Source organism: Salinicoccus albus DSM 19776 (genome assembly GCF_000385175.1).
GTDB classification, from domain to species: Bacteria; Bacillota; Bacilli; order Staphylococcales; family Salinicoccaceae; genus Salinicoccus; species Salinicoccus albus.
This window is the reverse complement of sequence record NZ_ARQJ01000011.1, coordinates 1-15,032: the sequence shown is the minus strand read 5'-3', so window position 1 is coordinate 15,032 and position 15,032 is coordinate 1. Positions and strand designations below refer to the sequence as shown.

General features: G+C 43.6%; 12 protein-coding genes. 5 read left to right on the top strand and 7 right to left on the bottom strand.

Annotated features, from left to right (window positions below; genetic code table 11):
- Positions 1 to 141: 141 nt before the first annotated feature.
- Positions 142 to 1,302 (top strand): ATP-grasp domain-containing protein, encoded by a 1,161-nt coding sequence (locus tag G343_RS0100550; RefSeq protein ID WP_020006177.1) that lies wholly within the window; start codon positions 142 to 144, stop codon positions 1,300 to 1,302.
- 20 nt (positions 1,303 to 1,322) lie between these two features.
- On the opposite strand, the gene G343_RS0100545 is transcribed toward G343_RS0100550, so the two are convergent.
- The 3 genes from G343_RS0100545 to G343_RS0100535 all read right to left on the bottom strand — a co-directional run bounded on the left by G343_RS0100545 (position 1,323) and on the right by G343_RS0100535 (position 4,487).
- Positions 1,323 to 2,522, bottom strand: a complete 1,200-nt coding sequence (locus G343_RS0100545; protein WP_020006176.1) for a glycosyltransferase family 4 protein — start codon at positions 2,520 to 2,522, stop codon at positions 1,323 to 1,325.
- Positions 2,523 to 2,675: 153 nt separating this feature from the next.
- Positions 2,676 to 3,587, bottom strand: coding sequence for an ABC transporter ATP-binding protein (locus tag G343_RS0100540; protein ID WP_020006175.1), 912 nt, complete (start codon positions 3,585 to 3,587; stop codon positions 2,676 to 2,678).
- 90 nt (positions 3,588 to 3,677) lie between these two features.
- The gene (locus tag G343_RS0100535) at positions 3,678 to 4,487 is read right to left on the bottom strand and encodes an ABC transporter permease (protein WP_020006174.1); all 810 of its coding nucleotides are present in this window, start codon (positions 4,485 to 4,487) and stop codon (positions 3,678 to 3,680) included.
- A 235-nt stretch (positions 4,488 to 4,722) separates the two neighbouring features.
- On the opposite strand from G343_RS0100535, the gene G343_RS0100530 reads away from it, so the two are divergent.
- Positions 4,723 to 7,950 (top strand): GW dipeptide domain-containing protein, encoded by a 3,228-nt coding sequence (locus tag G343_RS0100530; protein WP_020006173.1) that lies wholly within the window; start codon positions 4,723 to 4,725, stop codon positions 7,948 to 7,950.
- A gap of 43 nt (positions 7,951 to 7,993) precedes the next feature.
- Here G343_RS0100530 and G343_RS0100525 read toward each other — a convergent pair whose 3' ends face one another.
- From G343_RS0100525 to G343_RS0100515, 3 genes are read right to left on the bottom strand one after another with little or no spacing between them, the layout of a single operon-like run.
- On the bottom strand, positions 7,994 to 9,814 hold the full coding sequence (locus tag G343_RS0100525) for a hypothetical protein (protein ID WP_020006172.1): 1,821 nt from the start codon (positions 9,812 to 9,814) through the stop codon (positions 7,994 to 7,996).
- 22 nt (positions 9,815 to 9,836) lie between these two features.
- Complete coding sequence (locus tag G343_RS0100520) at positions 9,837 to 11,024, bottom strand: ATP-grasp domain-containing protein (protein WP_020006171.1); 1,188 nt, start codon at positions 11,022 to 11,024, stop codon at positions 9,837 to 9,839.
- A gap of 38 nt (positions 11,025 to 11,062) precedes the next feature.
- Positions 11,063 to 12,229 carry a glycosyltransferase gene (locus tag G343_RS0100515; RefSeq protein ID WP_020006170.1) on the bottom strand — a complete coding sequence of 389 codons (1,167 nt, stop codon included), beginning with the start codon at positions 12,227 to 12,229 and terminating at the stop codon, positions 11,063 to 11,065.
- 220 nt (positions 12,230 to 12,449) lie between these two features.
- On the opposite strand from G343_RS0100515, the gene G343_RS14055 reads away from it, so the two are divergent.
- The 3 genes from G343_RS14055 to G343_RS0100500 all read left to right on the top strand — a co-directional run bounded on the left by G343_RS14055 (position 12,450) and on the right by G343_RS0100500 (position 14,770).
- The gene (locus G343_RS14055; protein ID WP_020006169.1) at positions 12,450 to 13,853 is read left to right on the top strand and encodes an LCP family protein; all 1,404 of its coding nucleotides are present in this window, start codon (positions 12,450 to 12,452) and stop codon (positions 13,851 to 13,853) included.
- Positions 13,854 to 13,864: 11 nt separating this feature from the next.
- Complete coding sequence (locus G343_RS0100505) at positions 13,865 to 14,332, top strand: DUF2538 family protein (protein WP_020006168.1); 468 nt, start codon at positions 13,865 to 13,867, stop codon at positions 14,330 to 14,332.
- 75 nt (positions 14,333 to 14,407) lie between these two features.
- The gene (locus tag G343_RS0100500; protein WP_245541916.1) at positions 14,408 to 14,770 is read left to right on the top strand and encodes a GNAT family N-acetyltransferase; all 363 of its coding nucleotides are present in this window, start codon (positions 14,408 to 14,410) and stop codon (positions 14,768 to 14,770) included.
- A gap of 32 nt (positions 14,771 to 14,802) precedes the next feature.
- On the opposite strand, the gene G343_RS15600 is transcribed toward G343_RS0100500, so the two are convergent.
- On the bottom strand, positions 14,803 to 15,032 hold a 230-nt coding region (locus tag G343_RS15600; protein WP_211211823.1), incomplete at its 5' end, for a hypothetical protein.

The following is a 15,032-nucleotide window of genomic DNA, read 5'->3' as shown; positions in this document are numbered from 1 at the left end:
AATTTCCCCTTAAATAATACACGATAAACTTTATAAACCTGATAAAGTGGTTTATTATAAGGATAATATATTAGTGCATGCTTTGAAACCATAATATTTGCATTACGATTGATATCACTACTTTATGTCAGGAGTCAAAAAATGTCGGCGTCAAAAGAGGCAACGAAGAGTGCCATTCTAAAATATCAAAATTTACCGTTTAATATATATGAAAAGAGCTTTGGTTCGTACAAGGCATATATCAATAATGCTGCAGATCATTTAAACATCACCCTGAAATCGCTCAAAGGGAAAAAAATCTCCTATTTATATTATGGGAATAAAAAAATCGGCACGATGACAGGACTGAAACCCCCTTCTACAGGAAAGATTGCCTCAACATTATGTAACGATAAATTTCGTATGGAGAATTATTTAAGGAAATTGGAGATACCTGTGTTAAGGTCAGAACATTTTTTCAACAAAGAAAATGCATTTGAGTTCCTGCACAAAGACGAAGCGGTCTCCTATGTCCTTAAACCGCTCTCCTTGGCTGGCGGGGATGGCATAGAACTGAATGTTCAAACCGATACATTCTCAAACGCATGGGATAACAGCCTGAAAGTTCAAAAAGAAAAGAATGTTACAAACCCTTCATGCATTATTCAGCCTTATATCAATGGTTTTGATGTGAGAATCAGCATTATTGAAGGCAGATTTAATTCAGCGCTGCTGAGACTGCCTGCAAATATTACGGGTGATGGGAAACAAACCATAAATCAATTAATACAACAAAAAAATGAATACCGTACTACCATACCGTACTACAGAAAAAAATTGATCAATGTGAATGATCAATTGGTGGACAGACTGGCTTTAGAGGAGCTGAATTTGGACAGCGTTCCAAATAATAAAGAAGTGATTGTCTTAAACGACATATCTAACCTCACACTCGGCGGGGAAAGCGTAGACATTACTAATGAGGTTTCTGAAGACATCATAAATGCAGCTGTCGAAGCAGTCGCATCAGTGCCTCAATTATACACTGCCGGCATCGATTTTATGTGTGAAGATTTTACTGAGGGGTTGGGTCATATCATAGAGATCAATACCAATGCCAACCACACCATGCATCATGTCCCTGTTAAGGGAGAAGCCCATGAACCGTTTGATGCACTTATTGAATCAATCCTGATTAAATACAAAGTGCGGAATGGTATTGCTTTAACTGAAGATGAAGCCCTGATCTATAAAGATATTGTGAAATTCATCGATTTGAAATCAAAAATCACTTCAAACATCTTTCAGTTTACAGACCTCTGAATCTTTAAAAATACGGCACTTCACACTGAGCTGTGTTCATTACCCATCTCTATGAAACGGGAAAGTTTCCGGATATTGTTTTCCCAGATGAATTCCTTTTTCAGAAGGTCTCTTGAATTCTCCCTGTAGCGCGCCTCAATGGCATGATCATCCCTGATTTTAATAATTGCATCCACTATTTCCTCAGTGGATGCTTTTTCAATTGCTATCCCAACAGCGTTATTATTGATAAGCGTATTTGTGTATCCGCCTAGATTGGTAACCACCGGTATACCGCTCCCTATGCCATCTATCACTTTACCGGGAAGGACATTCATGAAAACTTCCGACTGTTTCAATAGTGACAGCTGCACATTATGCTGCCTGATCAATTCCAGACATTCTTCCCGCGTTTTTTCGTCGAATACTCTCACGTATTTAAAATTATTTTCCTGTATGTATTCTTTAAATGAGTGTGCATGCGCACCATAACCGATAATGTTGAAATCGACTTTTTCATCTTCCAGACGATTTGCGACTTCCAGCAGCTGATCATAACTTTGTGCAAGACCGATGTTGCCTGTATATATAACTTGAAAGTCATTGCCCGCTTCACAAAATGCAATTTCATCCGCATTAAATGAGTTTGGCAGATAAAGGATGGGTTTTTCCGGCTGCTGTTCCGATATATGCGCTCTAAAACCTTCATTGTTGATAACAATTTTATCCGCTTTTTTATACATCAGCCTCTCCAGGTACTTAAGTAATGGGTAGATACGATCAATTTTAATTTTATCAATTTCTTTGACGCTGTCCGGCCATAGATCTCTGACGTCCAGCACTTTTAAAACTGAGTCATTCTGTTTATGGCCAAAGAAAGTCGCCCATGGGACGAAGATGTTAGGGGAAGTGACATATATCACATCATATTCTTTCTGGTATCTTTTGATAAAATATCTGACTTTGTAAGCAAGTTCCAGATAATAAAGGCTGCGTATGTATAAATTTTTAGATTGCTTGTTGTTCTTCATCGGTATTCTTATGATGTTATCTGAAGCATTCAAACCTTCATCATCCCAATATTTTTCATCATTATACATCTTCATGTTTGGATAGCTGGGGTCAGTAGTCAGCATATCAACATCGTATACTCTGGAGAGCTGCTGATATAAATCTTTGAAACGATTTGCCCCCGAACCAATTTCCGGATAAAAATTTTGACTGATTAATAATATTTTCATAAATATTATCGTTCCTTTCACTTCTCATGCTAAGGCATAACACCATATGCTAAGAGTGAAAATACCTTTGGGCGTATTCCTGTTGCGGCCAGAGAACTTGAAGCTGTCTGTTCATACTGGAGACACATTCTCTGACTAACTATAAGCCATTCTTTACAAACTGCCAATTTGAATATAAATACCGGCGAGCGCAAATAAGAACAGTATAACACCTGGGATCAGGCTTGTTAAAGGGGCTTTTTCCTTTTTGTTTTTCGATCTTTTCGACTTCTTTTTCTGCTTTGCCATCATCTTTTCCTTATACTGCAGCTGTTCATCCTTAGTCAGCATTTTATACTGATTTATAAATTCATTATAATCCTCAATGATCGGCATGGCATCACCAAACTGTTTCATTTCGCCATACTGGACCCAGACTGCCTTATTGCACATCTTTTCCATCTGGCCGGAAGAGTGGGAGACAAAAAAGATGGTTTTCCCCTGCTTCTGGAAATCGATCATACGATCCATACATTTATCCGAAAATGTGGAGTCCCCCACGGATAATGCCTCATCCACAATCAGCACGTCGGGATCGGTATGAATCGCAATCGCAAAACCCAGCCTGGAACGCATCCCGCTGGAATAGGATTTGATCGGCTGTTTTATATATTCGTCTCCCAGTTCGCTGAATTCCAATATATCCTGATATTTCCCATCGATTTCTGAACTGGTCATACCGTGCATCAGACATTTCATGCGTATATTCTCTTCGCCGGTCAAATCCTGGTTCAGTCCGGCATTTATCGCAATCAGAGAACTCTTACCCTTAATATCAATCGTTCCATCGGTAGGCTGGATCACTTCCGCCAGCATATCTGACAATGTGGATTTCCCCGAACCATTTAAACCGATGATGCCTACCGAATCGCCTGCCTGCACTTCAAAATCAATATCCCTCAGCGCATAGAAGGATTTTTCCTTATAAAAATATCCAAAAGTAAAGAGTGATATCAATTTTGATAATTTGTTCCGATTCAAATCATAAACCTTAGATACATTCTCCACTTTAACTTTATATCCCATATAGTCCTTCCTTACTCCATAAGTTTTTATTTCGTTAGAATTTCAACATACTAATAAGTGACACTGTATCTTCATGCCTGCCTGACAAGTTTATAAGTAGTCGACCAGCTTATCCCTGAAACGGTAATGAACGTGCACACCCACATAAAATATGAACAAAGTAACTGCCCAAAAATATATATGATCCGCCGTATCCCCATACAGCGGTGCTTCCTCCAGAACCATGGCATTTCTATAATTCATCACCAGGTATGCAAAAGGATTGAAGGAAGATATGACATGCATGATCTCATTCGCTTCATTCAGAGACCAGAAGATTGGCGTGACAAAGAAAAACATTCTGACGACATTCTGCAGCACATTTTTCATGTCCCTGATCAATATAACCAGGCTGGACATGATTAACCCAATCCCCGATGTCAGCACAATGGATGCAAAGATAAAATATAACAATCCTAAATAATGTAACGGTGAAGAGTATCCATTAATTAAGCTGATGAACGTTACAATCGCCGTCGTCATCATAAGGTTTATCACACTATTGACCAGCGAAACCGATATAAGTGTGCTGGATGGAAACTTCATTTTCGTCACCAGGCTCAACTGTCCTTGTATCGCGCCTGAAGTAGAGTTGACCGCACTCGATAGAAACAACCAGGGGAAGACCCCAGTAATCAAATGGATGATAAATGGCAATTCACCGACATCCCCGCGATCCCCTCTTAAACCGAGACCAAAAACTATGTAGTACAGCAGTACCTGCATCGCCGGCTGCAGTATATTCCAGAAAACACCAAGGTAGTGATTGGCGTACTGGGCTTTCAGATCATATATGGCCAGGCCGAATATCAGCCTTCTGTTTGTCCATTGTTCTTTTAAAAATTTGAATATGTTATACATGCGAATGCCTCAGTCCATCAATATTAACTTAAAATTATGATTGACCTATTATAGCACCAAATGATGTGAATGCATATTGGCCAAATATAGAAACCATTTACATCTTACCAATGCAGAGGGATGAATGCGAATTATTACATTTTTATTACCTTTGTTATTTTCTTATTAAATTTCACATTTTTGAAATATTTGCGCTATAATACAAATATCTTATTAAGGAGGTATATAATTTCAAATGAGAACTAGCAAATTATTTTTTGTTCCGATTATCCTGTCTTCTTCCTTCATTTTCACAGGATTGACTGCCCAAGCGAATGAGGCAGAAGATGCTCAGGCGCCCGCTGCTGATGAAACACATAATGAATCGGATCAAAGCCCGCAGAAGCAGACCGTTCCTGAAAACACGCAGAAACCAGCGCCGGCAGGGAATACAGCAGCAATGGATAATGAACAGGATACATATGAAGAAACGAATACTGCGTCTGATGTTCAAGAGAAAGAATTGCCTGTAGACGAACAGGATGATGCAGAGGTAAAACATCAAAAAGAGCCAGTTGAAAGCACAGAAGAAGTGACAGATGAAGTGACCCCTGTAGAACAGGACGGCAATGCTGATCCCCAGCCATCATCTGAACAAAACACAGCACCTGGCGGAACAGACACACCGGAAAATACAGGCGATGGTTCGGAAAATACTTCTGAGGAAACCAAAAACAAAAATGATCAAGACAAAACAGAACCTCAAGAAAAACCCTCTCCAGACATATCGATTGAGGAAGCCCCGCCAGTCGAAGAATCGGAGGCTGAAGCACATCAACAGCCTGAAACCCCATTAACTGAACCTGAAACAGACACAGAGCCTCCAACAGAAAATGACTCAGAACATCCGAATTATGATGGAGAAGCGTCCGCACCACAAACGGAGGAAACAGGTACAGAGGATGAAGCTGGTGAAGCCGAATCTGCCAGTTCCGAGGAAGAAAGATTGCCTGAAGCAGAAGCTGACCAGTCAGAGACAGGTGCAGGATCTGAAGGTGATAAAGAGACAGCTTCAAAGACGGCTGAAGAAAAGGCTGATGTTGCCGAAAATGAAGAAATGGCCGCTAATGAGGGTGAGAATACGTCGAAAGAAGATGCCGATGTCAGTGTTGACAATAAATCAGATTCTGAAAAAGATGAAAAGAAGTCCGAAGAAAAAGAGGATCCTAAAGATGAAGATCGTTCTAAAAAAGAGAGTGAAGATGAAATTGTTAAGGCAGAGAGTGAACTTCAGCTGAATTCAAATCAATCTGTCCAGCTTTTTTCACTGAATCTCTCCGCTGACAGTAATCAGCCATCCGTTACAGATGCACAGTATGCTGCACGTTTCGCCGACGGTGAAAATTCCGGCCTGTACAGTCCGGTGACGAGCGCTGACAGTCACAGCCTTGATTTCCTTGAAGACACCACCGTGTATATTTCTAAAAAGGCGGAATATGACGGTACGACTTACTATCGCATCCATAAAAATATGAATGGTGCAATGCAGGGCTGGGTCAAGGCGGAAGACCTGAGACTGTTCAGACTGACAGACCAGACGAACCACACCAGAGATTATGCCGTGGACAGGCCGAATGAGCACTTGCTGACCAATCCATGGGGGACAGAAAAGCAGACTGTAAAACGTCTGGATGAATATGATACTTCTCTGTTCCGGGCAGAGGAAAAGCTGGAACTGGGCATGCTCACTTTCTATTATGGTCAGATAGATGAAGACTACGGATGGCTTGCAGACACAAGATTAAAAACTGCCTCCTCTCCCGAAGTATCCAGCATCCGCAAAGCAGCAAGGATTGAAACAAATGAAAATGAAGGACTCTACAGTCCGGTAACCAGCCGTAAAACACATGATTTTGGAAGTCTGCAAGATAAAACTGTATATATCTCCCAAAAAGCAGATTACAATGGTACAGTCTTCTACCGAATACATGCCGACATGGATGGTGCGATGCAGGGCTGGGTAGAAGAAAAAGATATGCGTCTCTTCCAGCTGTCACAACCGGAATCACACAAAAACAACTATTCTGTGGCAAGGCCGGATGAGTATTTGTTAACCAACCCTTGGGGAACTTCCAGTCAACAGGCCAGACAATTATCCGAATATGGTAATTCTGTTTTCCAGGCAGAGGAAAAAGTGAAGCTCGGATTACTGACATTCTATTATGGTAAAATCGGAAACGATTTCGGCTGGCTGGAAGAATCCAGAGTGAAGCCGGAAGTTCCGGTGGTTACCTCAGAGCGTTACGCTGCCCGCGTCAGCAGTAATAATAATTCCGGCATTTACAGCCCAGTGACCAGCGAAACGGGCAAAGATATGGGACGCATCTCCAATCAAACGCTCTTTATCTCGCAAAAAGCAACCTATAACGGTGATACTTTCTACCGGGTCCATTCAAATATGGGTGGCGCTATGCAGGGGTGGATTAAAAATGGCGATCTGGATCTATACATGTTAACCGCGCCAAAAACACATGATAAAAAGTATTCAGTAGCCAGAGAAAATGATTATTTGCTGACCAATCCATGGGGGACTTCAAGTCAGCGGGTAAACAGACTGAGCAGCTATGGTGATTCGGTTTTCCAAGCGGAGAAGTCATTGCAGCTGGGACTGCTGACATTCCATTATGGTAAAATCGGGAATGATTACGGCTGGATACAGGACAACAGGCTTACAGATTATACGCCGGCGCCTTCAGCGCCTTCAGTAGAAACTGTTGAATACGACCAGTCATTCAATCAGGTGCTGGACACTCAGATGAACCTGAACGCCCCACCGCAGGCCTGGGCGTCCGGCGGTGGCTGGAGGAATGCGACACGCAGTGAAGTTGCCCGTTTCCTCGATACGTCACACCAGACTTCTGATACGTGGATGTATACATTCCTGGACTTGGACAAGCCTCAGGACATTTCAAGCGCAAAAATTAACTCCAGACTGCTTAGCGGCAAAGGCACCTTGCACAATCAGGGGACTGCTTTCCGCGATGCTGCCCGCACACACGGGGTTAATGAAGTCTATCTGATTTCACATGCACTGCATGAAACAGGCAATGGGACAAGCACGCTGGCCCAAGGTGTCAGACTCGATTCCAACGGCAATTACTCGAGCAACGGAAAGCTCTATTATAATATGTATGGAATCGGAGCCTATGATAATAGTGCTGTCCTGTCAGGGGCAAGGTATGCACAGCAGATGGGATGGGATACCCCCGCTAAGGCAATTGTCGGCGGTGCCGATTTCATCTCCAGCGGATATTTCAACCGCGGCCAGACAACACTCTACTCCATGAGATGGAACCCGGCCAGCCCAGGTTCATACCAATATGCAACGGATGTAAACTGGGCATATGCCACTGCACAAAACTTGAGAAATTATTACAGACAGCTTGGCATACAGGGCAGATACTATACAAAACATGTATTTTAACAGGAAAGCAGCGGTGAGGGGCGTGCCCTTCACCGCTGCTTTGTCATTGTATCGAATAGAATATTCTCGCAGCAGATTGCCATGAAGTATTTTTGTAATCTTTATCATATGTGATGTTAATCATAATCGGAGAATCCCCCAGGTCAAATGAGACCCCGTTGTTCATATCAAGAACATCATGCTCTTCAAAAATCTCATGCCCTCTGATTGTCACCTTGATCCGCCCTCTGCCGCTTTGATTACTGTAGGTTGTTTTCAACATCACTGTTTTAGTTTTTCCATCATCACAGCTGAACACCAGGTCATAGTTTTTATACGCGTACACTTTATCTCCGAACGGCTGGATATATCTTTCTCCCTTGGTCTCATCCTGGATAAGATCATTTGGATTATAATTGACCGCCACATTTTTCTTGAGCTCAACCGTTTCTCTCATATCTTTCATGAATTCCAAGCCAAGTTCATGGTACTTATTGATGCCGAAATGAAGCAGGATTGGCCAATAATGATCAATGATTATCTTAAAAAGTTCAAAATCCCTTTTTTCCTGAAGCGCCGGCTGCTGGATAAGATCGAGCATCTTCCTTGAGTTCGTAAATATGAATTCATCTGTTTCAGGGTCAGTCTCCAAAGTTAAGGCACTGTGCCAGTTTCCCATCCGGGATTCAAGATGGAAAAGATCGAAATAATGTCTGTTTAACGTCACGCCCTCACTCACCAGGTTCCGCTCGAAGTACTTTGGTGCTTCATCCTTGACCGTGTATAATTTCCTGAAGGCCACTGAGAGCCCATGGATACATTTCTGATAAAAATCGTATGAATCTCTGCTGTCATCCAGCTCAGCAGGGAAATCGGCTTTACCCAACCCGAAAACGGTTGATTTGATATGCAGTGCATGGTCAAACTTTCTTTCATTTTTATAATAATTGGCCAGATTGAATGAGTGATTCGAATAAAGAATATGCTGGTTGTACTCGGTAAATTTCTTGCTCGGGGTAAATTCATCCAGATTGAAAATCGTATGGTTCCATACCATATTCTCTTTTAATTGACGGGTCACCTTATCATCTGTCGTGTAAATCAGTCTGGATAATTCCGTTTTTAATTTTTCCCGGGACTTTGTATAAGTCATGAATTCTACATCATTGCTAATTTCCCTCGTCAATGCCGCAGAAACTCTGGAATCGATCCCGCCTGTCAGCGACAGGAATTTGTACTGGTGATTATTTTTCAGCCATTGGATACTGTTATCCAGATATTTTCTCATCTCTTTAAAGGTTTCAGATGCACTTTTTTCCTCAAGGGCTATTCTGGGATATATTCTTGAGAAAGTGAAACGATCCATATCAAGTGCCAGACTCGGATTGAATTTGAATATTTCTTCAAAACGGGTGAAATCCAATTCATTATGATTGAATTCAGATCTTTTGTGCAATTGGTATCCATTGTTTTTCAGGACAGAACTGATCAGCTCATCGTGTGAAGCGATGATTCTTGAATCCTGATGGTAAACCAGAGGTCTTAACTGGGAGGCATCCGAATACACCCGCGTCATACCATTCTTATGGATGATGACAAAATATCTGCCGTTTATATACTCCAATTCCCGCGGTACATCATCGGTTTCATATAAATTTTCCAGCACCTGTGCTTCTGTCAGATGACTGTCCCTGATATCAAAACAATAACCGGTCAGGATGATCAGATCATCATTATGCTGATAGATGACCGCATCCTGTATCTTGGAATAATAAAAACGGTAGTCCCCAAACTTAATGTCATCAAATGATTTTAACCCTTTGAGATTAATGTCTTCCGGTGCCAGTATATAGGCGTTTCTGTAGTCTGTCCCCTCGAAGATCATATACGTAACACTGCTCCTTGTTTTATTTACTATCCAGATTTTTAAACTGATTTACCAAAAGTCTGTTCCTGCGTTCATGGAAGGAAAGATAGTGTGATAATATTTCTTTTTCATTATCAATCTTATAGCCATTGTCCACATCGTTCAAATACCTGTCACGCACAAACATTGCATCTGAATAACACTCAATAGATGCCGACGGTGTGCCATATGTCGGGAATTTTGTCACTGATAAAAGCGGGAAAGCGTTGACTTCAATAACTTTAGGTGTCACATCGCCGAAATTTTTAATCATGATATCAATACCGCCGCAGTGCATGCCCGGAATGGCAGCCAGTGCATCCAGCGCAGTTTCTTTGATTTCCTCAGATACCAGTGCTGAAATATCAATCACTTCTCCGCCATTGATCAGGTTTGAGACACTCAGCAAGAGTACATATTCACCCTGCTTTGGTATGCTTGAAAATGTGTATCCTGATTTATTTAGGAATTCCCCAACTACTCTGTCTTTCCTAATCGGATAGTTTTTCAGAAATCCACATTGCATTCTTTTTTCATTTTTCCGATCAATCAACGTATCAATGCTATGTTTCCCGTCTCCCTTTACATAGCCGGGGGTCCGGGTCATGATGGAGACTATCCTGCCTTCCATTATTGTGACTCTTACCTCAAAACCTTCAATATACTCCTGGATGAGGATTGAATTCCCTTTGCGTTTGTTCTTCCTTATTATGGCTGCACAGGTATCCCAATAATGATCAAAAGTATTGTATGTAACATTCGAATAGACTCCTTTGCTCAAAGCCAGATTTAAAGGTTTGATTACAAACGCACCTTCAAACTGCGCCCCAGCCTCTGCTTTGGCTAATTCCTTCTGATTCAGTTTATAAACTCTGGATTTCGTTGTCGGCACTTCTGCAGCTCTCATAGATTGCTCTGTTCGGTACTTATTTCTCACTATGTTATATCCGAACCTGGAATTTGTTGGATAATAGGGATTGCGAACCGAGGCAATTTTAGTTCCATCCTGTCTTAAAAGATGGACTGCCAGAAACCCTGTATCCAATTGTTCAGTTTCATAATTAAGGTTCCTCTCCTGAAGACTATCCCTGAGCATCCTTATATTTTCAATTTCGATATCGTGTGGATACACGTTCGCCTCACTCTGTGGAATATTTGTGAATAGATATTCCAGATCACTGTTCTTCAAATGTCATTCCCTCTTTTTCCATAGATTAAATAACGCATCTATTCAAGACTTTTATATATCGCTGTCAATATCTTTTTCTCGTTATTCCAATTGTACTTTAACTTGGCTTCCCGCGCATTATTTCTGAATTTCTCTCTCAATGCTTCATCCCCCGTCAACCTTTCCAAAGCCGCCGTCAGCTGTGCGGTGCTTTCAGACGCCACTGTCAGTCCGACTTCTGCATGCGTTATGACTGCTTCTATCTCCGGCAATTTCGCACCGATAACAGGGACATGGGCCATGATATACTCAAACAGCTTGTTGGACGAGGCGGAGTAATGATTGAAATTGGTGTTCTCTAAAAATTGGATGCCGATGTCTGCGGCTTTGGTATAGCGTCTTAATTCCTTGTACGGGACCCTGTTGATGAACTCGACTTTATGCTGGATCCCCAGTTTTTCATGATAATCGATCAGATTCCGGCGTTCTTTGCCGTCACCGATCATGATGAGCCTGGCGCCTTCGATATCCTTGAACGCATCAAGCAGTTTGAACAATCCTCTGCCTTCCTGCATGCCGCCCTGGTACAGGACAATCTTGTCTTCCTCCGGTATGCCGAACTGGTCCCGGAGCGGATAAGTGTCCACCGCATCGATATCGTACAGCTCGGAATAATTATGCAGCGGTGTCGGCCGCGCTTGATACAGCTGCTTGTGATAGTCCGCCCGCGTATCGTTCTCGACGATGACATGATCGACGAACTTGAGCAGAAATCCTTCCAGACGGTACACTTTGTCAAAACTGTAATGGGTGCGGTTTGTCTGCACTTCATGGGAATCATAGATCAGCGGTTTTGGCCGCAGCCTCAGCTTGGCCCCCGCAATCCCCTGCAGCAGTGTATTCAGATCATGGGCATGGTACACATCGGCCTGCTGCTTGCGGCCGAGCATCATCATTTTTAACATCTGCAGCATGTTCGGGAGATGTTTATCGACCACAGTGGATTTTATCCGCCGGCTTAAAAATTGCGGCAGTTCAGCTCTGAGCGGACGGTTGACATAGACATCGGGGGCAATCTGTTCCGCCCGCTTCAAGTGCCGCTCATCCATGTCCTTCTTTGCAATGACTGTCACTTCCCAGCCCGCCTCTGTCAATGCGGCCGCTTCCCGCAGCACCCTCGCATCATTGATAAAATTGTTCCATACGAACATCGTTACGCGTTTCATTCTCCGCCACCTCAATTATCATTCATTTCACTTCACACGACAGGCATACAATCACTTGTTATCCTGTCCGTTTTTCTTTATCATTGAAGACAGTTTTGAACAATTTAATGTTAATTGTTCTGTCATACCTATATCTTTTCATTATTATCACATATTATAATAAAAGTGACGTATAAAATCATTTTAAACTATAATTTATATTAAAGTAGGTTCTAAATTTATGAAGAAAAAGATTTTTATCGGGTGTTTGATCGCGCTTGTCATTGCCCTTGTGGCCATAGGCATTTTCATATGGAATCTTTTCAACACGTTTGAAGAGGGCGTCAACCAATCTTTCGAGGACACTGAACGCGATCGTTCAGAACTGCGGGAGCAGGATATCAATCCCGAGATGGACAGCTTCACCGTACTGATCCTCGGCGTGGATGAAAATGAGACACGCACTGAAGGAGGCAGTATGCAGACGTCCGACTTCAGGACGGATACGATGATTTTGGCAACATTCGACCAGAATCAGGATGAGGTCAAACTGACCAGCATTCCGCGGGATACGCTGACTTATTTCCCTGAGAATAATTATTTCGATAAAATCACCCACGCCCACCGAGAAAACGGACCGGAGGGTTCCATGAGTGCTGTGGAATCCCTGACCAACGTCCCTGTGGACTACTATGCCCGCGTCAATATGCAGGCCGTGGTTGATGTGGTGGATGCTCTCGGCGGCGTCGACTTCGAGGTGCCGTTTGACATGGAGGAGTCCACTTCAACGGATAAAGGCACGATCACCCTGGAGGAAGGTGAACAGACCCTCAACGGTGAGGAAGCACTGGCCGTCGTCAGAAACCGCAGTGTCGATAGTGATCTCGGCCGCGGTCAGCGGCAGCTCGAGATGGTTGAAGCGATCCTGTCCAAAGCGAAATCGACAGGTGCCCTGACGAATCTGGATGATCTCATTGAAGTGGTTGCAGATAATACCTCGCACAACATGGAAAGTGAAACCATCCGCAGCCTGGCCGCCTACTATGCATTCAACGATATCGGATTCAATGCCACCCAAATCAGAGGCGATGACTACTGGCACCAGCCAAACGGCGCCTATTTCTACTGGGCGAACGAGGAACATCTATACACGATTTCCCGTACGCTCCGGGAGGTGCTTGACCTGCCAGAGCCGGAACCTTACGACCTGATCAACATTCGGCTGTCTGATTACATGGTGCCGTACCAGTATGTCAGCGACTACTACCTGAATGAGTTTGTACCTCAGCAGCCGCCTTACTTCATGGCAGAGGGGTATGAACCGCAGTTCGGCAACGGTTTCGACATCCCTGATGACAACCCTGAGGAAAGCGTCGAAGGTGAAGGGGGCGGACAAAATCAGGAGAACACTGCCGAAGAGCCACCGCAGGAAAATTCAACTGAAGAGCTGCCACAGCAAAACACTACTGAGCAGCCGCCGCAGGAGAGCACCGAAGAATACTATCCGCCTGAAGAAAATACAGAAGAGTATAACGGCGGCGGAACGGGAAATCAGAACCCGGGCGGCAACATGAATGACGGGACCGGTCAAAATAGCGATCAGAACACACAAAATCAGACGGAATCATCGTATAATGCTTACTAGGGAGTGGACGCATGATGCGGAAAACTTACGATAAGGAGACGAACATCAACGAGATGTTCGATTATCTTGAATACCAGATCAAAAACAGCGGCAGCAGGCGCATAGAGGATGCCTACTATTACTACAACCATGAGCATAAAGAGATGTATCTCTCCATCAAGGGATACTTCGCTGAGTCCCTGAACAATCCGGAAGTGGATGCGGCATGCTACATCATCGCCATCCCCGAGATCCTTGAAGTCATCGACATCTTTGAACTCACCTTCCCGATGGAATGGATCAAGACGGACGGCAGACTCTCGGATCGCTTCAAACAACTGAAACCCCGTATACAGTACCTGGTGCTGGCAGCGGCTGAGGCAAGCAATATCCAATTCAATACACAGCCGGCACTGTCCCTTGCCATGAACTACTGGAACACAGAACAGTTGAAGGTATTCTGGCAGTTTACTGCCATCAGACGAAAAAATGCAATGTAGGGAGCGGATCGAATGGAGATTATTGAAGCAGAGAGCAAACAGCAGTATCAACAGTGTCTCGAAGTCCGTAAGCGTGTGTTTGTAGAGGAACAGAACGTACCGATCAGCCGGGAAATTGACGAACATGAAGACATCGCCACCCACCTGCTGCTGCTCGATAGTGAAACGCCAATCGGCACGGTGAGGTATCGGCCGTTGAACAAAGAGCTGATCAAAGTCGAACGCATGGCCGTCCTGCCTGAATACCGCGGCAGATCCCTGGGGCAGGATCTGATGACACGCGTCCATGATCACGCGAAACTATTCGGCTTCACGCACAGCCGTCTGGGCGCCCAGGTGCATGCCGTAGCCTTCTATGAACGACTGGGTTACCGCGTGGCTTCGGAAGAATTCGAGGATGCGGGCATTCCCCATGTGTATATGGAAAGGACCATTTAGCCGGGAGCATATAAGAAACGGAAGTTCGGGAGTTAATCCCGTGCTTCCGTTTCTTTTTGAATGTTCTTTAGGGCGGAAATCGAATACACACCCGGCCGTCCGATGATACTCGATCGAGAATCGGATACAAGAGAACGCCTCCGCTGATACTCGATCGTGAATCGAATACAAGAGAACGGCGCCGCTGATACTCGATCGAGAATCGGATACAAGAGAACGGCCCCGCTGATACTCGATCGTGAATCGGATACAAGAGAACGGC

Bases quoted from the DNA above. Each gene is read 5' to 3' on its own strand.
- G343_RS0100550 (WP_020006177.1), top strand. From the start codon at position 142: ATGTCGGCGTCAAAAGAGGCAACGAAGAGTGCCATTCTAAAATATCAA.
- G343_RS0100545 (WP_020006176.1), bottom strand. From the start codon at position 2,522: ATGAAAATATTATTAATCAGTCAAAATTTTTATCCGGAAATTGGTTCG.
- G343_RS0100540 (WP_020006175.1), bottom strand. From the start codon at position 3,587: ATGGGATATAAAGTTAAAGTGGAGAATGTATCTAAGGTTTATGATTTG.
- G343_RS0100535 (WP_020006174.1), bottom strand. From the start codon at position 4,487: ATGTATAACATATTCAAATTTTTAAAAGAACAATGGACAAACAGAAGG.
- G343_RS0100530 (WP_020006173.1), top strand. From the start codon at position 4,723: ATGAGAACTAGCAAATTATTTTTTGTTCCGATTATCCTGTCTTCTTCC.
- G343_RS0100525 (WP_020006172.1), bottom strand. From the start codon at position 9,814: ATGATCTTCGAGGGGACAGACTACAGAAACGCCTATATACTGGCACCG.
- G343_RS0100515 (WP_020006170.1), bottom strand. From the start codon at position 12,229: ATGAAACGCGTAACGATGTTCGTATGGAACAATTTTATCAATGATGCG.
- G343_RS14055 (WP_020006169.1), top strand. From the start codon at position 12,450: ATGAAGAAAAAGATTTTTATCGGGTGTTTGATCGCGCTTGTCATTGCC.
- G343_RS0100505 (WP_020006168.1), top strand. From the start codon at position 13,865: ATGATGCGGAAAACTTACGATAAGGAGACGAACATCAACGAGATGTTC.